This window comes from Aestuariibaculum sp. YM273 (assembly GCF_030908365.1).
In the GTDB taxonomy this organism is placed as follows: Bacteria; Bacteroidota; Bacteroidia; order Flavobacteriales; family Flavobacteriaceae; genus Aestuariibaculum; species Aestuariibaculum marinum.
The window spans coordinates 1,405,632-1,425,702 of the sequence record NZ_CP133090.1 but is presented as its reverse complement, the minus strand read 5'-3'; the positions used below and the strand labels follow the sequence as shown (position 1 = coordinate 1,425,702).

The 20,071-nt window shown below is 33.5% G+C and carries 24 protein-coding genes and 1 tRNA gene; 9 read left to right on the top strand and 16 right to left on the bottom strand.

Annotation, left to right across the window (positions count from 1 at the left end; genetic code table 11):
- Window positions 1-45 precede the first annotated feature (45 nt).
- Entirely contained in the window at window positions 46-1,002 is a 957-nt protein-coding gene (locus RBH94_RS06110; protein WP_307882834.1) for a M28 family metallopeptidase, read from the bottom strand.
- 249 nt (window positions 1,003-1,251) lie between these two features.
- Between RBH94_RS06110 and RBH94_RS06105 the strand changes: the two genes are divergently transcribed.
- Both RBH94_RS06105 and RBH94_RS06100 read left to right on the top strand, forming a co-directional pair.
- The gene (locus tag RBH94_RS06105; RefSeq protein ID WP_307882833.1) at window positions 1,252-3,336 is read left to right on the top strand and encodes a prolyl oligopeptidase family protein; all 2,085 of its coding nucleotides are present in this window, start codon (window positions 1,252-1,254) and stop codon (window positions 3,334-3,336) included.
- A gap of 47 nt (window positions 3,337-3,383) precedes the next feature.
- Window positions 3,384-4,298 carry an ABC transporter ATP-binding protein gene (locus tag RBH94_RS06100; protein ID WP_307882832.1) on the top strand — a complete coding sequence of 305 codons (915 nt, stop codon included), beginning with the start codon at window positions 3,384-3,386 and terminating at the stop codon, window positions 4,296-4,298.
- A gap of 2 nt (window positions 4,299-4,300) precedes the next feature.
- Here RBH94_RS06100 and RBH94_RS06095 read toward each other — a convergent pair whose 3' ends face one another.
- The 9 genes from RBH94_RS06095 to pdxA all read right to left on the bottom strand — a co-directional run bounded on the left by RBH94_RS06095 (window position 4,301) and on the right by pdxA (window position 11,853).
- Window positions 4,301-4,765: a 3-oxoacyl-ACP synthase gene (locus tag RBH94_RS06095; protein WP_307882831.1), complete on the bottom strand. Its 465-nt coding sequence runs from the start codon at window positions 4,763-4,765 to the stop codon at window positions 4,301-4,303.
- Window positions 4,752-5,435 (bottom strand): monofunctional biosynthetic peptidoglycan transglycosylase, encoded by a 684-nt coding sequence (mtgA, locus tag RBH94_RS06090; protein ID WP_307882830.1) that lies wholly within the window; start codon window positions 5,433-5,435, stop codon window positions 4,752-4,754. The genes RBH94_RS06095 and mtgA overlap by 14 nt, the downstream gene beginning before the upstream one ends.
- A 24-nt stretch (window positions 5,436-5,459) precedes the next feature.
- Window positions 5,460-6,575, bottom strand: coding sequence for an FAD-binding oxidoreductase (locus RBH94_RS06085; protein WP_307882829.1), 1,116 nt, complete (start codon window positions 6,573-6,575; stop codon window positions 5,460-5,462).
- 296 nt (window positions 6,576-6,871) lie between these two features.
- Entirely contained in the window at window positions 6,872-8,227 is a 1,356-nt protein-coding gene (gene accC, locus RBH94_RS06080; protein WP_188222585.1) for an acetyl-CoA carboxylase biotin carboxylase subunit, read from the bottom strand.
- 65 nt (window positions 8,228-8,292) lie between these two features.
- Entirely contained in the window at window positions 8,293-8,781 is a 489-nt protein-coding gene (gene accB, locus RBH94_RS06075) for an acetyl-CoA carboxylase biotin carboxyl carrier protein (RefSeq protein ID WP_307882828.1), read from the bottom strand.
- A gap of 23 nt (window positions 8,782-8,804) precedes the next feature.
- On the bottom strand, window positions 8,805-9,800 hold the full coding sequence (locus tag RBH94_RS06070; protein WP_307882827.1) for a beta-ketoacyl-ACP synthase III: 996 nt from the start codon (window positions 9,798-9,800) through the stop codon (window positions 8,805-8,807).
- Window positions 9,801-9,980: 180 nt separating this feature from the next.
- On the bottom strand, window positions 9,981-10,184 hold the full coding sequence (rpmF, locus tag RBH94_RS06065; RefSeq protein WP_027138009.1) for a 50S ribosomal protein L32: 204 nt from the start codon (window positions 10,182-10,184) through the stop codon (window positions 9,981-9,983).
- Between the two features lie 9 nt (window positions 10,185-10,193).
- Entirely contained in the window at window positions 10,194-10,733 is a 540-nt protein-coding gene (locus tag RBH94_RS06060) for a DUF177 domain-containing protein (protein WP_188222588.1), read from the bottom strand.
- Window positions 10,734-10,806: 73 nt separating this feature from the next.
- The gene (gene pdxA, locus RBH94_RS06055; protein WP_307882826.1) at window positions 10,807-11,853 is read right to left on the bottom strand and encodes a 4-hydroxythreonine-4-phosphate dehydrogenase PdxA; all 1,047 of its coding nucleotides are present in this window, start codon (window positions 11,851-11,853) and stop codon (window positions 10,807-10,809) included.
- 66 nt (window positions 11,854-11,919) lie between these two features.
- Here pdxA and RBH94_RS06050 point away from each other — a divergent pair, with 66 nt between their 5' ends.
- The gene (locus tag RBH94_RS06050; protein WP_307882825.1) at window positions 11,920-12,516 is read left to right on the top strand and encodes a riboflavin synthase; all 597 of its coding nucleotides are present in this window, start codon (window positions 11,920-11,922) and stop codon (window positions 12,514-12,516) included.
- Here RBH94_RS06050 and RBH94_RS06045 read toward each other — a convergent pair.
- Window positions 12,513-12,692 (bottom strand): hypothetical protein, encoded by a 180-nt coding sequence (locus tag RBH94_RS06045; protein ID WP_307882824.1) that lies wholly within the window; start codon window positions 12,690-12,692, stop codon window positions 12,513-12,515. The genes RBH94_RS06050 and RBH94_RS06045 overlap by 4 nt on opposite strands.
- Before the next feature lie 337 nt (window positions 12,693-13,029).
- Between RBH94_RS06045 and RBH94_RS06040 the strand changes: the two genes are divergently transcribed.
- The 6 genes from RBH94_RS06040 to RBH94_RS06015 all read left to right on the top strand — a co-directional run bounded on the left by RBH94_RS06040 (window position 13,030) and on the right by RBH94_RS06015 (window position 17,597).
- Complete coding sequence (locus RBH94_RS06040) at window positions 13,030-14,112, top strand: toxin-antitoxin system YwqK family antitoxin (protein ID WP_307882823.1); 1,083 nt, start codon at window positions 13,030-13,032, stop codon at window positions 14,110-14,112.
- Between the two features lie 10 nt (window positions 14,113-14,122).
- A complete protein-coding gene (locus tag RBH94_RS06035) occupies window positions 14,123-15,355 on the top strand; it encodes a site-specific integrase (protein WP_307882822.1) in 1,233 nt (410 codons plus the stop codon).
- Window positions 15,355-16,035 (top strand): hypothetical protein, encoded by a 681-nt coding sequence (locus RBH94_RS06030; protein ID WP_307882821.1) that lies wholly within the window; start codon window positions 15,355-15,357, stop codon window positions 16,033-16,035. Before RBH94_RS06035 ends, RBH94_RS06030 begins: the two co-directional genes overlap by 1 nt.
- Before the next feature lie 86 nt (window positions 16,036-16,121).
- Window positions 16,122-16,430, top strand: coding sequence for a helix-turn-helix domain-containing protein (locus RBH94_RS06025; protein ID WP_307882820.1), 309 nt, complete (start codon window positions 16,122-16,124; stop codon window positions 16,428-16,430).
- Window positions 16,424-16,639: a hypothetical protein gene (locus RBH94_RS06020; RefSeq protein WP_307882819.1), complete on the top strand. Its 216-nt coding sequence runs from the start codon at window positions 16,424-16,426 to the stop codon at window positions 16,637-16,639. Before RBH94_RS06025 ends, RBH94_RS06020 begins: the two co-directional genes overlap by 7 nt.
- Window positions 16,640-16,745: 106 nt before the next feature.
- Window positions 16,746-17,597 (top strand): hypothetical protein, encoded by an 852-nt coding sequence (locus RBH94_RS06015; protein WP_307882818.1) that lies wholly within the window; start codon window positions 16,746-16,748, stop codon window positions 17,595-17,597.
- A 60-nt stretch (window positions 17,598-17,657) separates the two neighbouring features.
- Here RBH94_RS06015 and RBH94_RS06010 read toward each other — a convergent pair whose 3' ends face one another.
- The 5 genes from RBH94_RS06010 to mce all read right to left on the bottom strand — a co-directional run bounded on the left by RBH94_RS06010 (window position 17,658) and on the right by mce (window position 19,950).
- Complete coding sequence (locus tag RBH94_RS06010) at window positions 17,658-18,068, bottom strand: hypothetical protein (RefSeq protein ID WP_307882817.1); 411 nt, start codon at window positions 18,066-18,068, stop codon at window positions 17,658-17,660.
- Complete coding sequence (locus tag RBH94_RS06005) at window positions 18,061-18,561, bottom strand: hypothetical protein (protein ID WP_307882816.1); 501 nt, start codon at window positions 18,559-18,561, stop codon at window positions 18,061-18,063. The genes RBH94_RS06010 and RBH94_RS06005 overlap by 8 nt, the downstream gene beginning before the upstream one ends.
- The gene (locus tag RBH94_RS06000; RefSeq protein ID WP_307882815.1) at window positions 18,554-19,168 is read right to left on the bottom strand and encodes a hypothetical protein; all 615 of its coding nucleotides are present in this window, start codon (window positions 19,166-19,168) and stop codon (window positions 18,554-18,556) included. Before RBH94_RS06000 ends, RBH94_RS06005 begins: the two co-directional genes overlap by 8 nt.
- A gap of 250 nt (window positions 19,169-19,418) precedes the next feature.
- A tRNA-Ile gene (locus RBH94_RS05995) sits at window positions 19,419-19,492 on the bottom strand.
- A 47-nt stretch (window positions 19,493-19,539) separates the two neighbouring features.
- Complete coding sequence (gene mce, locus RBH94_RS05990; RefSeq protein ID WP_307882814.1) at window positions 19,540-19,950, bottom strand: methylmalonyl-CoA epimerase; 411 nt, start codon at window positions 19,948-19,950, stop codon at window positions 19,540-19,542.
- Window positions 19,951-20,071 lie beyond the last annotated feature (121 nt).

The following is a 20,071-nucleotide window of genomic DNA, read 5'->3' as shown; positions in this document are numbered from 1 at the left end:
AGATAATTATTTTAAGCTCCTGTAATTCTACAGGAGCTTTTTTATTTAATCCTGATTGATAAAATATAGCTCTTCTGCTGAAGAGGCCTTCTTTAAAATGGTTTGAAAAATATATTCACATACCATTTTCTCTCCCGGTAAATTAATGAATTCTAAAGTATCTTCAGGAGTATGATATTGCGGATGTCCGCCGGTATGCATTCCTAAAACAGAAATCCCTTTTTTATAAAACGACACGTGATCCGATCCGCCTACACTACCGGCATGCACTCCCGGATTTAAGCCTAACGAAACGCCCAGGTCTTTCATAAAATCGACACCTCCAGGAAAGGTTCCTGCGCCTCCCATATACACTTGTTTTTTATCATTCAGCCTTCCAACCATATCCATATTAATCATCAACTTAATATTTTCGAGTGGCACTAACGGATGTTCTGTAAAATATTTACTTCCTAATAATCCTTGCTCTTCAGCACCAAAGGCAATAAAAATAACACTGCGCTTTAATTCATCTTTATGGGCCGCCAGTTTTTCAGATATCTCCAATAAAGCGGCTGTACCGCTGGCATTATCATCAGCACCAAAATGAATGGCGTTCTTTTTATCTGATTTCGACGATGGTCCACCCAATCCTAAATGATCGTAATGGGCACCCAATACAATATATTCATTCTTTAATTCAGGATCATTACCTTCAATAAAACCAATAACATTACAGGTAGACGCCAGTGGCTTCTCTGGCTCTCCTTCGGCTACACGTAACTTAGCTTCAAAAGGTTGCTTATATCCTGTTTCGAAAGCCTGTATGCCCGAAGATTTAAAATCTTTTATAATGTACTTCACTACTCGTTTGTTGGCCTTTGTTCCTGGATAACGTCCGCCATTTTTCTCTAAGGTTAAAAATTTAATATGGCTTTCAATTTCCTTTTCAGTGACCTCATCCTGAGCAAACACCGATAACCAACCGGCTGTAACTAATAACGCAAATAAGAATTTATTCATCTGCTAATATATTATTGAAATTTAGTTGTTAGATGAAATGCCCAAATTAACATATCGATTGATATTAAACATTTTGATAATGGCATTTCATAAAACAATTGTAATTAAAAATAAAGTAAGGGTTTTAAAAACGAAAATATAAACTTTTAAGACGAACAACGTAAACCAGGGTATTTTCGTTATTTTTAGTTGTTTTTTCAAAACGATTTTTCAATATTTAGCAAAGTAAACCCTCGAGAATTATAGCCAGTGAAATACCCGAAAACAAAAACTGTTGATGTTGTAGATACTTATTTTGATGTTGAAGTAAAAGATCCGTATCGTTGGTTAGAAGACGACAGAAGTTCTGAAACAGAAGCCTGGGTAAAAGCACAAAATAAAACAACTTTTGATTACCTTGAGAAAATTCCGTTCCGAAATATTTTAAAAAATAGATTATCGCATTTATGGAATTACGAAAAAATTGGTGCGCCTTATACCGAGGGGGATTACACGTATTTCTCAAAAAATAATGGTTTACAAAACCAAAGTGTCGTTTACAGAAAAAAGGGAGATGAACAACCTGAAATCTTCCTCGATCCGAATACGTTTTCAAAAGACGGCACCATTTCTTTAGACGAATTAAGTTTTTCAAAAAGCGGCAAGCTTGTAGCCTATTCTATTTCTGAAGGTGGTAGCGACTGGCGTAAAGTCATGATTCTGGATGCTGAAACTAAAGGTATTTTAGAAGCTCCCTTAGTAGATATAAAATTCAGCGCTATTTCCTGGTACAAAGACGAAGGCTTTTACTATTCAAGTTACGATAAGCCTGAGGGCAGTGAACTTTCAGCAAAAACTGACCAACATAAAGTATACTATCACAAATTAGGAACTTCTCAAAAGGAAGATATCCTTATTTACGGTGGAACAAAAGAGCAAAAGCATCGCTATATCAATGCGCATGTCACTCGAGACAACCAATATTTAATTATTATTCCAAGAATATCAACATCTGGAAACAAACTTTTAATTAAAGATTTAAATGTTCCTGACGGCGATTTCATTACCATTTTAGATGAAGATTACAGCGATACTTTTGTGATACATAATGAAGGTTCAACACTATTTTTAGTCACTAATTTAGATGCGCCAAACCGACGTATCGTAAAAGTAGATGCTTCAAACCCAACTCCGGAATATTGGGAAGATTTTATTCCTGAAACAGAGCACGTACTCACCCCGACAAAAGGTAGTGGCTATTTGTTTACACATTATATGATTGACGCCATTTCTCAGGTTAAACAGTACGATTGGTCAGGAAAACACATTAGAGATATCGAACTACCAGGGATAGGCACAGCCAGTGGATTTTCAGGTAAAAAAGAAGCCTCTAAATTATATTTTAGTTTTACGAATTATAAAACACCTACTAGTATTTTTGAATTGAATCCCGAAACAGGAAATACCAAAACCTATTGGCAGCCTGCTATAGATTTTAACCCGGAACACTACGAGAGTAAACAGGTTTTTTATACCTCAAAAGATGGTACAAAAGTCCCTATGCTCATTACCTATAAAAAAGATATTAAACTTGACGGAAAAAACCCGACCATCCTTTATGGCTATGGCGGATTCAATATTAGTTTAACACCTGCTTTTAGCATTACAAACACTATTTGGCTGGAACAAGGTGGCATTTTAGCTGTGCCCAATTTACGTGGTGGTGGAGAATACGGTCGTGCATGGCATGATGCGGGCACCCAACTACAAAAACAAAATGTATTTGATGATTTTATCACTGCCGCGGAATATCTTATCGACAATCAATATACATCTTCTGAATATCTGGCACTACGAGGAGGATCTAATGGAGGTCTCTTAGTTGGTGCAGTTATAACTCAGCGTCCTGATTTGGCCAAAGTAGCTTTACCTGCCGTTGGTGTTTTAGACATGTTGCGTTATCATACCTTTACCGCAGGTGCGGGATGGGCCTACGATTACGGAACTGCCGAAGACAACAAAGCTATGTTCCAATACTTAAAAAACTATTCGCCATTACACAATGTAAAACAGGGTGTTGAATATCCAGCAACTTTAATTACTACAGGCGACCGCGACGATCGTGTGGTGCCTGCCCACAGTTTTAAATTTGCGGCTGAATTACAATGTAAACAGTCAGGAATAAACCCTACACTTATTCGTATTGAAACCAATGCTGGCCATGGTGCCGGAACGCCTGTAAGCAAAACTATAGACGAATATGCCGATATTTTTGGTTTTACGCTTTACAATATGGGCTTTAAAACCCTTCCCAATTCAATTGAAGAAAATTTAGAAGATGTAAGCACATTATAAACCCCAAACCCTTTCTTTTCAAACATTTTTTAACCTACTTTTACAGTATGTTACAGATAAAAAACCTGTCGTTTCGCTATAAGAAACAGGCTATTTTAGATAATATTTCTTTTTCCGCAAAACCGGGAGAACACATCTCAATTATTGGTGAAAGTGGCTCTGGAAAAAGCACACTTTTAAAATTACTTTACGGCTATTACGATTTACCTGAAGGTGAAATTTTCTGGAAGGATAATCAAATTCTCGGGCCAGATTATAATTTGGTTGTAGGCTATGATTTTATGAAATACGTGGCGCAGGAATTCGACTTAATGCCTTACATTTCTGTTTCTGAAAATATAGGCGCTTTCTTGTCTAATTTTTATCCTGAAGAAAAACAGGACCGCATTAATGAACTTCTTAAAGTGGTAGAATTAGAACCCTATGCAAATGTAAAAGTGAAAGAATTAAGTGGCGGACAAAAACAACGTGTAGCCATTGCCAGAGCTATAGCAAAGGAACCCGAAATTTTATTGTTAGATGAGCCCTTTAGCCATATAGATAACTTTAAAAAACAATCACTAAGACGTAGCCTTTTTAAATATTTAAAAGAACATCAAATTACTTGTATTGTTGCGACCCATGATAAAGATGATGTGCTATCTTTTTCAGATGAGATTATTGTGTTACATGATGCTAAAATTATAACTCAAGACACCCCGCAAAACCTATTCAATAATCCGAAAAACAAATTAATAGCAGCTTTTTTTGGAGAGTATAATGAAATTGAAAATCATGGTATTGTATACGCACACCAATTACAAGTAAGTGAAAATGGGACTTTAAAAGCAACCGTAAAACAAACTTATTACAGAGGAACTTCGTATTTAATAGAAGCCGATTTAAATGGAAATTCTATACTGTTTGAACACAAATATGCTTTGAATATTGATGAAGAAATCCATTTATCTGTCTTAAAATAAGTCTACAGAATATTAAGAATGGTAAACCCATTTCCTCTAAAGTTAATATCATCATGTACAGCTTTACCCAATAGTAATTGACCTATTGGTGTACTTGGTGATATGGCATAAAACACGTCACTATCAACTTTTAACTCACCTAAGCTAACTGCTATAAAATAATTAGCTTGAGAAGTAAAAACAATGCTCCCTAAACTCACTTTAGTGGCTGAAGCTTTAATATCAATCTTAGAAAGCACCTGCTTAATTTTATTGATTTCTGCTAATTGCTGTCCGGCTTTTTCACGTTCTAATTGAAGCATGGCTCTTCCCGTTTCATGTTTATCGCCTGCCGTACTTTTTGTTTCCGACGTTAACGATTCCTGAATTTGAGCAATTTGTTGTTTTACCACGTTTAAACGTTTAGACACTAAAACCTCACACTGGTTGTAAAGCGCCTCTTTGATTTCAAAATTACTTTTTGTCATAGGAAAAAGGACCATAAAAATGCATTTGTTTAACAATCCAAACTTTTCTCCCCTGAATATAAGCCGATGCTGGATTAGCCTTATATCGCTGTGGACTTGGTAATACCGCTGCAATTGCTGCAGCTTCATATTGCGTTAATTTAGCTGCTGGCTTTTTAAACCAATATTGAGCAGCAGCCCCTACTCCATAAACCCCCCTACCCATTTCAATACTGTTTAAATAAACTTCCATAATACGCTCTTTACTCCATATAAGCTCTATCAATCCCGTAAAATAGGTTTCTAACCCTTTACGCAACCAGCTGCGCTCTGGCCATAAAAACACATTCTTCGCCGTTTGCTGAGTAATTGTACTACCACCTCTAACGCGTTTGCCTTTTTTGTTGTATTCTATCGCCTTTTCAATGGCTTCTATATCAAAACCATTATGGTTTAAAAAGTTTTGGTCTTCACTACAAATGACCGCCAATTGCATGTTTTTGGAAATCTCGTCTATAGACACCCAATCGTGTTTCCAAAAGGTTCTTTGTTCACTATCCTGCTCAAAATAACGAATCACCATTAACGGCGTTACCGGTACGGGAATCCACTTAAATAAAACAACAAAACCCACTGTGATAATAACAAACCACACAACTATTTTAAATAAAAACCGAAACAGTTTTTTCATGTAATATTAAATCTAATTTTGAAATTAACAGCTAGACAAACCGGCAAGTTCTTTACCTACTAGGCTCCCCATAGCGATTCCCATTCCTCCTAAACGAACACCACAAAACACCTGATTCGACAATTGTTTTACAATGGCTTTTTTTTGACCACCAACGCCCATAATACCACTCCAACGATGTTCAATTTCAAAAGGCGTATTAGGCAAAATAACCGTTTTTAATAGTTCTTCCAGCCTATTCTGAATTTGTTCCGTCTCACCAAATTCTGTTGTTTCTTCACCTTTAAAATCTAAATGTCGTCCGCCACCAAACAAAATTCGGTTGTCTATATTTCTGAAATAATAATAGCCTTTATCTAGATGAAATGTGCCTTTAATATGTAAGTCTTTTATAGGTTTGGTAATAAGCACTTGCGCTCTTGCTGGTTTAACCTCTTCACCAATTAGCTGTGAGGCAAAACCATTGGTAGCAATTAACAGTTTTGAAGTTGAAAACTCAAATAAATTGGTTTTTATTTTTACTGAATTTCCACTTTCGGTAAAATTTTCAACACCACAATTGTTTATAATTTTAATGCCTTTAGACTGCACTTTATTAAGCAAACTTGCCATCAAAAGACCTGTATCTATTTGTCCTTCAAAAGGATTGAATACATAATATTCTTTAATATTATTAAATTTAAAAACATTTGATTTTTTACTGTAAACCGGAGCATTAAAAACAGGTTTTAACAGCTGGTTAATTGAATTCATTTGAGTCAAGCACGATTCATACAAATCATCTTGTTCCAAGAACAACTCGTAACCACCATAATTTTTATAACCTATAGATGTTTCTCCTAAAGTTTGCTTTAAAAGATTCAAACCATCTACACGCATTTTTACAAGCTGTAAGACTTCCTCTTCCGAATGTGTCTTTAAATCTTCTATAACCTCACTTAAACTACCAAAACACGCAAACCCCGCGTTCTTTGTACTAGCTCCCTGAGGCAAGAATCCTTGCTCTAAAATTAAAATGTTTGATTTAGGAAATTGCTCTTTTAATTGCAAAGCACAACTTAAACCTACAATACCACTTCCCACAACAGTAAAGTCGGTATTACAAAGCCAAGATTTTATTTCCCAATAGGAGAGGTTCACTATTTTTTTATGGTTTGATTTTAGTAAAAATAGTGATTTCGTGTTAAGGATCACGCCATTGTTCGAGCTCTTTTATTTTGATTCCCATTGACAGAGGAATAACAATTTTAACGGAAACCTCGACACAAACGTCGAGCAATTATCTTTAACTAAAAAGCGACTTACGAAATACTAATATTCATGAGTTCATTAATTTAAAATATAAACTCTCGAATAGAGCAGACATCTCCTTCTTTAATAAGGAAAAGTAACACCATAAAAAAACTCCGAAATTACTTTCGGAGTCTTTTACTGTTTTATTCTTCTTCAACGGGCTTTTCCATAACGAAATCTTCCATGAACTTGGTGGTATAATTACCCGCAACATAATCGGGATTATCCATAAGCTGACGATGGAAAGGAATCGTGGTTTTAATACCTTCGATTACGAATTCGTCTAAAGCACGTTTCATTTTACTAATGGCTTCTTCTCTGGTTTGCGCTGTTGTAATTAACTTGGCAATCATAGAATCGTAGTTTGGTGGAATAGTATACCCAGCGTAAACGTGAGTATCTAATCGCACACCGTGTCCTCCCGGAGCATGTAATACTGTAATTTTCCCTGGAGAAGGACGGAATCCGTTATAAGGATCCTCGGCATTAATACGACATTCGATAGAGTGTAAGTTTGGTAAATAATTTTTACCAGAAATTGGCACTCCTGCCGCTACTAATATTTGCTCACGAATCAAGTCGAAATCAATTACCTGCTCGGTAATTGGGTGCTCTACCTGAATACGTGTGTTCATTTCCATGAAGTAGAAATTACGGTGCTTATCTACTAAGAACTCAATCGTTCCAGCACCTTCGTACTTAATGTATTCTGCCGCTCTAACCGCTGCTGCTCCCATTTCCTCTCTTAACTCATCGGTCATGAATGGAGATGGTGTTTCTTCGGTTAATTTTTGGTGGCGACGTTGTACTGAACAGTCTCTTTCTGAAAGGTGACACGCTTTTCCTGTTGCATCTCCAACAATCTGGATTTCGATATGTCTTGGCTCTTCAATAAGTTTTTCCATGTACATATCGTCATTTCCGAAAGCTGCTTTACTTTCCTGACGCGCTGAATCCCATGCTGCTTTTAAGTCTTCTTTCTTCCAAACCGCACGCATACCTTTACCTCCACCACCGGCAGAAGCTTTAAGCATAACAGGGAATCCTGTCTCTTTCGCTACTTTTTCACACTCTTCATAAGAGTTAATAACGCCATCACTACCAGGTACACATGGTACTCCAGCGGCTTTCATAGTAGCTTTCGCATTGGCTTTATCTCCCATTTTATCAATCATCTCTGGAGATGCACCGATAAACTTGATACCGTGTTCTTCACAGATTTTAGAAAACTTAGCGTTTTCTGACAAGAACCCGTATCCTGGGTGAATAGCATCTGCATTTGTAATTTCAGCAGCCGCTATAATATTAGACATTTTTAAGTACGATTCGCTACTTAAAGCAGGTCCGATACAAACCGCTTCATCAGCAAACTTTACGTGTAAACTTTCTGCGTCGGCTGTAGAATATACTGCAACCGTTTTGATGCCCATTTCTTTACAGGTTCTAATAACACGAAGTGCTATTTCCCCTCTGTTGGCAATCAGTATTTTTTTAAACATATCTTTATGAGTTTAAGAGTTTAGGGTTTATAAGTTCTACTGAACTTTAAACTTTAAACTTCAAATTAAGATGGATCTACTAAAAATAACGGTTGATCGAATTCTACCGGAGAAGAATCGTCAACTAAAATCTTAACAATCTTACCTGATACTTCAGATTCGATTTCGTTAAAAAGCTTCATCGCTTCAATGATACAAAGTACATCACCTTCAGCTATAGTTTGACCCACCTCTACAAATAATGGCTTATCTGGAGATGGTTTTCTATAGAATGTACCAATGATTGGCGATTTAATTGTGATATATTTTGATTCCTCAGCTGCTGGTGCTGCTGGTGTAGCTACTGCTGGAGCCGCTGGTGCTGCTTCTGCTGCCGGAGCTGGCGCTGCTACTTGTGGAATTTGTGCTGCTGGCATAGGGGCATACTGTACTGTAGTTGCCTCGTCTGATCCTGTTTTAATGGTGATTTTAATGTCATCCATTTCTAATTTAACCTCACTTGCACCTGATTTTGCTACAAATTTGATTAAGTTTTGAATCTCTTTAATGTCCATAATTGTATTAATTAATTATTGGGTTATGAATTATAGGCCCATTTTAAATAAATAGAACCCCAATTGAATCCGCCTCCAAAAGCGGCAAAAATTAAATTATCTCCTTTTTTAAGTTTAGACTCGAAATCACTTAGTAATAAAGGTAATGTAGCCGATGTTGTATTTCCGTATCTATGGATATTTACCAATACTTTTTCTTCAGCTAAATCAATACGCTGCGCCGTAGCATCAATAATACGCTTATTAGCTTGATGTGCTACTAACCAGTCAACGCTATCTTTATCTAAATTATTACGTTCTAATATTTTTACAGTGGCATCTGCCATATTGAATACTGCGTTTTTAAATACAGTTCTTCCTTCTTGAAATGCATACTGACCACCTTTGGCCATAGCCTCTTCGGTGATTGGGAATGAAGAACCGCCATAGGTAGCTTGTAAAAACTCTCTACCTGTACCGTCACTTCTTAAATATTCATCTTGGAATCCTAATCCTTCTTCATTAGGTTCGAATAGCACTGCTCCTGCACCATCTCCGAAAATGATACATGTCGCTCTGTCTTCGTAATTAATAATTGATGACATTTTATCGGCACCAATTAACAATACGTTTTTATATCGACCTGACTCAATATAACTAGCTGCTACCGACATACCATATAAGAAACTAGAACAAGCCGCATCCATATCGAAAGAGAATGCATTAGTAGCTCCAATTTCGGACGCAGTGTAAGCAGCTGTAGATGCAGCTTTCATATCTGGTGTTGCCGTTGCAACAATAACAAGTTCTATAGTTTTTGGATCGATGCCTTTCTTATTGATAAGGTCTTGTGCAGCTTTAATAGCTAAATAGGACGTCCCTTTTCCTTCTTCTTTAAGAATGCGACGCTCCTTTATTCCTGTTCGTGAAGTTATCCATTCATCATTTGTATCAACCATCGTTTCAAGAATTTGATTGGTTAATACATATTCTGGCACATAAGCGCCAACAGCCGTTATAGCCGCTGAGATTTTACTCATAACTTTATAGTTAAATTGACCGAAAAATCACTAAAATTGATCAAAAACACGTCAAAATTTGTGAAAATTACTAAAAACTAGCTTAATAACTCGCAAATTACGTGTTTTTACGCTTTAGAAAAAGCATATCATAAAAAAAACGCTCACATGTGAGCGTTTTTTTATATGCACGCATAACTATTATGCTATGTTTTCTACTGCTTCAGAATTGTCAATTAATACTTGACCTCTGTAATAAAGTTTTCCTTCATGCCAGTGAGCTCTGTGATATAAGTGAGCCTCTCCTGTAGTAGGACATGTAGCAATCTGTGGCGCAGTTGCTTTGTAATGGGTTCTTCTTTTATCTCTTCTTGTTTTCGAGATTTTTCTCTTAGGATGTGCCATTTTCTATCGTTATTTATCCGTTAATAGTTTCTTTAATGTATTCCAACGAGGATCTATATCGTCCTCGGTTTTATTCTCTTTCTTTCCTTTCGGGCTTAATTCTTCTAACTTTTTAAGTATGTCTGAATCTAATGTTCCGTCTTCAATTCCAGGATGCACGCGCTTAATTGGCACCGCTAACACAATGGTCTCGTATATATTCTGTTGAACGTTAATTTCGTATGTTCCGTGTGGTACAATTAAAATATTAACGTCTTCATCATTATACTCGTCACCAAATTTAACTACTAAATCGAACTCATTTTCGATGCTTTGATCGTACGGTTCGTTAGTTAAATCGCAATTAACATTAACAAATCCTGAAATTTTAAAGTGCAACTCTAGTAAAGTTGTTTTCTTCTCTAACTGAAGATCGACCTTTACTTTCACATCATTAAATTCCTGATACTCAAAATAATCAAAGAACGCTTGCTCAATTTCATACTCAAAATGGTGCTTTGCTAATTTTAGCCCTACAAATGGAATTGTATACTCTTTTAATGGCTTCATTATCAAATCTATTTTGAGCCTGCAAATATATAAATTTTTATTTAAGCAGCATTACTTATAAACATTTTTTTGTTTATATCTTTTTTGAGGATTTTTTTAATGGGTTAGCTGTAAGTTCCTCATATTCATTTCTATTTCTAAAAATATGTATTGCTGTAAACACGGCTTCCTTAAAGGAACTCTCGTCTGCAACACCTTTTCCTGCTATTTCATAAGCCGTACCATGATCTGGAGATGTTCTTACCTTATTTAATCCGGCTGTAAAATTAACCCCCTGACCAAAAGATAAGGTTTTAAACGGAATTAAACCCTGATCGTGATATGATGCCACGACCGCATCAAAACTTTTATAATTATTTGACCCGAAGAAACTATCGGCCGCATATGGCCCATAAACCAGCTTACCTTCTTCTTTAAGTTTTTTTAATGTAGGTCTTAAAACCGTATCATCTTCATTACCAATCACCCCATTATCTCCCGTATGAGGATTAATCCCTAATACTGCAATACGCGGCCTTACAATATTAAAGTCCGTTTTTAGAGAATTATAAACCGTATTAATTTTATTAATGATTAATTCTTCAGTAATATGATTTACTACTTCTTTAACCGGAACATGGTCTGTTAACAAGCCTACTCGTAAATCATCGGTTACCATAAACATTAAACTTTCCCCCTCCAGTTGCTGTGCTAAATAATCGGTATGGCCCGGAAATTTAAAATCCTTAGACTGTATATTATGTTTATTAATTGGCGCCGTTACTAAAACATCGATATCCCCATGTTTTAAAGCTTTTGTTGCAGATTGAAGGGATTTAATAGCGTAAGCTCCTATTTTTAGGTCTTCTTTACCGAATTCAATATTCACGGGCTCACTCCAGCTATTAAACACATTTACCTTTCCGTGAACTATTTGATTAAGATTATTGGTTATATTAAAATTAATTTCAGATTTGAAATGCGACTTGAAAAAATTCATCGCTTTAGCCGAAGCAAAAATTACAGGCGTGCAGAAATCTAATACTCTGGAATCTACAAATGTTTTTAAAACAATTTCGCCTCCAATACCATTTAAATCCCCTATTGAGATCCCTACTACTATATTTTCTGATTTCTTCATTAAAAATGATAACTTTTGTTTGTAATTTTGACGTTACAAATTTAGTTAAATAAACAAACCATAGATATGTTTACAGGAATTATTGAAGATATTGGCGTTATTACCGATTTAAAAAAAGAATTTGACAATCTTCATATTACCGTAAAAAGTAATATTACTTCTGAATTAAAAATAGACCAAAGTGTAGCTCATAATGGTGTTTGTTTAACTGTAGTTAATATTAAAGGAGACGAATATACCGTTACTGCTATAAAAGAAACACTGGACAAAACCAATCTAAACACATACAATATTGGAAACAACATCAATCTGGAACGCGCCATGAAGCTAGGTGACAGATTAGACGGACACATTGTTCAAGGCCATGTAGACCAAACAGCTACTTGTGAAAATATAGAAGAAGCTAATGGTAGCTGGATATTTACATTTAGCTATGACTCTTCTCTAAATAACATAACCATTGAAAAAGGTTCTATTACAGTCAACGGAACGAGTTTAACAGTAGTAAATTCGAAAAGAAACTCGTTTAGTGTAGCAATTATTCCTTACACTTACGAGCACACCAATTTTAATTCCTTTCAAAAAGGAACAATAGTAAACTTAGAATTTGATGTTTTAGGGAAGTATGTTTCAAGATTGGTTAATCTGGATAAAATAGATTAGTCTTTTTTAGATAGGAGTTTATTAGCCCCATAAAATAAAGCAATACCCAAGCCCACTATAACATCTCCATCAATAGGAAGATTCACTGGTGGTGGTGGTGGCCCCTGTGACATACAAACAAAACTTATTAATACAAATAAGATTGAGGCAAGTATTTTCTTGTTTTGTATTCTCATTGCTTACAAATTTAAATGTTTTGTTGATTTAACAAAACTAAACTCGACCAGATACACAAAATAGTTTGTAATTCAATCAATTACAACAAAAAAACCTTTCAATTTCTTGAAAGGCTTTACGATTTCAAATCGTGGTCCCACCTGGTCCACTGGTATTTTTACTTTATTTTACTCTATTTTCCCGTATTTATTGGGCTTAAGCCTTGAAAACAGTACGTTATAAAGTTACATGAAATTAAGCCAAATTAAACAAAATTAAAATTATTCGTCCCCTCATTCGTCCCCTAGAAATACTTTTTATGTATATTTACCTACGCAATATATAAAAACCCACTAATTGAAACTACTTTACTTAACTCTAATTTCATTACTCATTATCTCATGCAATCATGACATAAACAATAAGAACTTTAGAAATGAAAATTACGTCTTTTACCAAGAAGATGGTAAAAAAGGAGAATGGCGAGAAATTGACCCAGATTTAAAAATTAAACCACCTAAATCATTTTCAACATATTTCTATCCTAACGGCAATAGGTATCTTGAACAAGAGGTTCTTGATAGTTTCCCAAATAGAATACTAAAACACTACGACATGCGTAATGTTCTATCCTATACTGCAACTTATAGAAATGACTCATTAATTGATCAAACATTTGAAAACGGATACCACTATGAATATCATTCAAATCTAGGCAATCTCAAATGTGAGGGCATTATTAAAAATTCAATGTTTCAAGGAAAATGGAAGTTTTATTGGAAAGATGGAAAAACATTAAGACAAATAGTAGAATATAAAAATGATACTCTACATGGAATTCGAGAAGATTATTGGGAGAATGGTAATTTAAAAAGCAAGACTACTAATGTAAAAGGAAATCAAAATGGCAAAACATTTCATTATTACGAGAATGGACAACTTGAAGAGGTTCTTTATATAAAAAACAATTTAGCACATGGTAAATCAATTAGATATTATGAAAATGGCAATATCCAAGCTAAATGTCAATACTGGAATAGAATAACAAAAGACACTTGCAGATTCTATTATGAAGACGGAAGCCTTAGCGGAATAGAAGTTTCAAAAATTGACACTCTAACATCTAGTTATGCAAAAACAGTTAAAAGCTACTATAAAAATGGCAATTTAAAACAATCTTTTAAATCAATAAACGGAAAAAACAATGGCTTGATTCTTACTTATTTTGAGAATGGTAATTTATATCTCAAAATAAATGCCGTGGATAACATAAAAAATGGAGAGGCTTTTGAATATCACGAAAATGGTAATTTGAAATTTAAAGCTTTTTATAAGAATGATTTAATCGATGGTGAAATGCTAGAGTATAATAACAATGGAAAACTTATAAAAACTCATATAGTAGAAAAAGGTGTAAAAGTAGATTCAATTATTCACTAAATCTTTTAAAATGGCTAAAGCAAAATTCGTACTTAAAGAACCCAACTCAAAGTCTGAAACTTTAATCTATTTGGTTTATAATTATCAATACAAAAGATTTAAATATTCAACTGGAGAAACTATAAATCCTAAGTTTTGGAATAAAACTGCTCAAAGAGTAAAGACAACAAAACAGTTTAAAGAATATCCCGAATTCAATTCTCGATTAGATAATTTTGAAAACGGTATTAATAATGCATTTAGAAAACTTCTTAATGATGGCATTCAACCCAACAATACAATTCTCAAACAAGCTTTAGAGGATGAATTAGATGATAGTATTGTTAAACCTAAAAGACTTACATTCTTTGAATTTATTGATGATTACATAGAAGAAAGTAAACTGAATAAAACAGAAGGCACAATTAAAGTTTACAATACAACATTTAAGTACTTAAAAGAATATGCTAAAAAGTATAAGTCTGTAAACTTTGAAACTATTACTCTGGAATTTTACAATCATTATTTAGGTTTCTTAAAAACCGACCACAATCTCTCCTCTAACACAGTTGGCAAACACATAAAAACAATTAAGTCGTTTATGAATGAAGCCACAGAAAGAGGTTACAATACAAACTTAGAATTTCGAAATAAACGTTTTAAAACCATTCGAGAAGAATCAGACACTGTTTACTTAAGCATTGATGAATTAAAAAAGATTGAAAAAGTTGATTTCTCAGCTAGTCCAAGATTAGAACGAGTTAGAGATTTATTTTTAATTGGTTGCTATACTGGTTTACGGTTTTCTGACTTTACACAAATAAAACCCGAAAACATTGTTTCAAATAACACTGTAATTGAAATTAGAACCCATAAAACAGGACAACGTGTTTCTATTCCACTTCATAAAACAGTTAGAAAGATATTAAAGAAGTATAAAAATAACCTACCAAAAGCTTACACAAACCAAACAATGAATGACTATTTAAAAGATGTTGTAAGTGTTGCAGGAATCAAAGAAGAAGTAGAAACAACTATAACAAAAGGAGGTAAAGTCGTAAAAAAACCACTTCCAAAATATAAGCTTGTTTCAACGCATACTGCTAGACGTAGTTTTGCAACTAATTTATATCTTGCTGAAGTCCCCACTATTTCAATCATGAAAATTACAGGACATAAAACCGAGCGTTCCTTTTTACAATACATAAGAATGACGCAAAAAGAAAACGCAGACAAATTATTAACGCACCCATTTTTCAACTAATGAACCAAGAACCAAAAAATCACTTTATTGAAAGCTTTAAAAGTAGTTTAGAAACAATTAAAAACAAGGAATATTTAATTGATAATGAGATTAACCAAATACAGCTTTTCACAAGTAGCGAGGGTAGTTCCAGTATCCCATGGAATCCAGGTGATTTGAATTTTAATAATGAAACAAATAGTGTTTTTGATTTAATGGAAATGGGAGGTCGTAGTTATTTTAATTCTGTATTTAACGAATACCTAATGCATGGAGAAGTCCAACCTATTTATGAAGAAAATGAAGAAGGAGAGATGATTCCAACAGATGAAGATTTTCTTAGGCATGATAGAGAAAATGCAATTCTATTTGCTGATTATTATCAATGGTTAAAGGAATTAAAAAATGGAAAAAATAAGAGTCATAAACCTAAATTATCTCCACTAACTCACAAACAAAAAATTCTAGCCTTACACTATTTAGGATTAGATTTGAATAAATACGACAATGTCAAAACAGCTAAAATACTATCTCAAATTTTAGGAGTTGGAGAGGAAAACACAAGAAAATATCTATCCTATGTATCAGCAGGTAAAAACAGCGTAAGAACAAAACAAAATTTAGATAAAATTCATCAATTATTTGAAAACGTTGGAGTTACAGAAATATCAAATAAAATAAAATCAGATTTAGAAAAATAAGATAAAAGTTGTGGTTACCACAGCAATTACCATACGACTGTCATTGAATCATATTTGCTCTGTAAAATTAAAAAAACAGAAAATTTATGAAAAATCCAGTCATGTACTTATCAGGAGTAACTTTATCAAACATTAAAGATATTCTCCAAGAAGTAATAGAAATCAACCTTAAACGAATTGACAATGGAGTAAAGCAAGAAATGCTAACTCTATTAACTAGGCAAGACACAGCAAAAGCCCTTTGCATTTCACTACCTACACTCAATCAGTGGACTAAAGAAGGCGTGATTAAAGCCCATAGAATTGGGAATAGAGTTTTATATCGTTTAGAAGATATAAACGACGCTTTAACAGAGGTTAAAACTTCAGTAAAGAGAGGAGGTAAGTCATGTTAAAAAAGAAAAATGATTACTCCGTTATTGTATTCTTAGAAAATGAGAAAAAGCCTAAAAAATGGACTTATGTACATAAGCTAAATGGGTTCTCTCTATTCCTATCTAAAAAGCATCCTACTTGGCAATACATGAATGTATACAACCGAAGAGAAGGAACCTTTATCAAACAAATCAAGAAAGGCGAGTTCGTCCCTGCGTTCCTCGACTAAGGGGCGTCTTTCTTTTTTTTAACCTTTAAAAACCTATCCACCTTTATAAACAACCTTTAATAAATAACCTTTTAATGGTATTTATTAATGTACAACGATTCAGATTATGGTAGTTAAGAATACATACGGAACAAGTGTTGCTTTTTCAACTAGATTAAGTGGAAAAGAACCTAAACATGAATTCACTGGTTCTGCTTTACAACGAAAAAAGTATGAGCCTGTAAAAAATACAAAAGCAAAAAAAAAGGAAAGTAAGGACAAGGAGAAAAAGGAGCGCTCCTTGTCCAGGCGTTCGAAACAAAAGATTCGAAAAAAGATAACCTGTTTTGCTAGATGTTATAAAAGATTAAGCTTTGTCACACTCACCTTTTTAAATAAGGTGAGTGATGAAGAAGCGGTTAATTTACTTCGCAAGTTTGTTGATAATGCTAAAAAGCGAAGTGAGGATTTTCAATATGTATGGGTAGCGGAACGGCAAACCAAAAATGATGCGTTCAAGGGAAATGTACACTTCCACATGATAACCAATAAATACTGGAAAATTGAAAAATGGTGGAATTATTGGATAAAACTCCAACAAAAAAATGGTATCACTCCAAGAGATAAAGACTTTAAACCCTCATCTGCTTTCGATGTAAAACAGTTAAATTCTAACAATATTAGGTCCATCGCATCTTATGTTACAAAGTACGTAACCAAGAACGATGCTAAGTTTAAATGTCAAGTATGGAATTGCTCAAAACGAGTTTCTGAACTATACACAGACTTCTATACCACAACAGACTTTACAGACCAATTTAAGCGCATGAATGCCGTTTTAAGCGAATTACCCAACACAGACAGAAAAAGCCCTGTAATTAATGTTAAAATGATTGATTTGAATAGAAATACCCTACCTATGTATAAAAGGCTAGATGAAAAAAATAAGTTTTTAAGAGATAATTTAGATATTCAGTGAATTAGTTAGATAAATGAAAGACCAAATAATTCATGATACTTACAATGCAAATTATTTAATCTATTTTTTTTCTATCAAAACAATCTCTTTTGGAGGGTCACACAATGGAATATTACTCAGTTGCTTTGAAATTTTAGCGAATGTATACTCTTTAGAAGTGAAAGTTTGTGCTTTATGTCTCCCCGTATGATTAATCTTAGTGTATTTATAGGGCTTCTTTTTATTAATTGCAACAAACATATTTTCACATTCCAACTTTGAGCCTAAATCTAGTAATGAGTGTTCATTGTAAAATGGCTCTTTAGGGTCTAATTCCTTTTTCACTGTAGCTTCACTATTTCGTGAACACTTATAAGTAAAACACCTACCTACATGTTCAATCTCAAGAAAAGAAGATGGTAAAATTTTACGAGAAATAATTTCAGCAGATAGACATTCAATGGTGGAATTGTTGAATACTTCTTTACTCATTATTAGATTTGGCTTTTAATAAGATTTTTTCAAAATTTTCAGATTTTAGAGAAAATATCTCACTTAAGTCATCGTCTAACAATACATCTCCAATTCTATTCATAATTTTTGAAATAGTAAAAAAGTTTTTAGCATTCAATTTATTATCTAATTTAATTAAGTACTTAGATTCATTTTCCTCTAATTCAGTGCTAAATTCTTCATCTGAAATCAGTTCATTACTAACTTGGTAAAGCAAATTAACATATTCTTTTTGCTTTTTTAAATTTTGAATTGCTTTTACATAAAACTTTTCCCTCTCTTGAAATTCTTGCATAATTTCAAATATTCCCTCTGTATAAGAGCATAATTCACCATGAACTAAATTAACTTCATCTTTCTTGCTAATTGCAAAAAGAAAGCTATCTGAAGGTGTTATATAATCTTCCTCAAATGAACTTGAAGAAAAACTACTTCCTTCTACAATTTGATATTTCTTATCAATACTACTCATAATCCTTAGTTATTTCAGAAACCTTACTTGAATACACATCATAACTTTCAATAGATTTCATTATGTACTCTTTTTCAAAATGAAGATTATAATCTAAATTTAATATTAATTTTGAATTATTGGAATCAACTTCTTTTAAAACGCCCGGCTTTATATCTAACTTCATCCTAGCATCTAAAAAATCCCTACTAACATAATAACCATACGCAGAATTATCCGAATCAAAATGACTATTCAGTTTGGTATTTGAACTATTCCAAAATCTCGTCTTTGTATGCTCATGGATATCAGGCAAAAATATAAACCATTTATAATTAAAACCTATAGCCTCAAAATCAAAACTAGATTGAGTAATAATCTTTAAAGTAATATCCTTAATAAAATCATTTTGTTTTCTAGTTTTATTAACTATAACTATTTTAGTTGTTTCTATATTAATAGCAATGTCATTTGTAATAATGCGAACCAAACTAGGCGTTATAATTGTTGAGTCTAAAAAAGAATCCTCTGATATTAGATTATTTTTAACGAAAAACAACTTATCATAAAATGATGGTTTTAAATCACCTAAAATAACAATATTCGACTCTATAAATTCTTTTTCCATATTTGATTAGTATACATTAAGTATATGAAATTTATGTTTAAATAACTAAAAAGTAGTCGCAAAAGTACAGTTTAAATTGAATCAGAATAAAGAATTTTCACCAAATTAAATAAATTTTAATGAAATCCAAGAAAATCCTTGTTAATTATGACAAATAATCCTAAATAAATCATTCGCCCCCTCATTCGTCCCCTAGAAAAGAAAAAGCCTCGTAAACTCAACGTTTACAAGGCTTTACGATTTCAAATCGTGGTCCCACCTGGGCTCGAACCAGGGACTTTCTGATTATGAGTCAGATACTCTAACCAACTGAGTTATAGGACCGAAATCGGCTGCGAATTTAAGACTATTTTTATAACCCCACAAGAAAATTATTCGTTAAAATTAATTTCCTGACAAAGTTCTATTAAAACGCCATTGGTCGATTTTGGATGCAAAAAAACAACTAACTTATTATCAGCACCTTTCTTTGGCACATCGTTTAAAACCGTGAATCCTTCAGCTTTTAATCTTTTTATTTCTTTTTCTATATCCTCTACATCAAACGCGATATGATGTACGCCTTCTCCTTTTTTTTCTATAAATTTTGCTATCGGGCTATCGGCTTTTGTTGCTTCTAAAAGTTCAATCTTATTCTCACCTACTTTAAAAAACGACGTTTTCACTCCTTCACTTTCTACCGCTTCGGTTTTATAACTTGGTGACCCAAGTAATTTAGCAAACAATTCATTAGAGTTCTCAAGGTTTTTAACCGCAATTCCTATATGTTCTACTTTATTCATCAAATATCAGTTTAGTTTAAGATACAAAATTTGTAAATCAAAAGTAAGATTATCTTTAAATATCCTGTATTTTTGCACGATAAACAACCTTAGTACTTAAAATAAAGGCTTTGGTAAATAT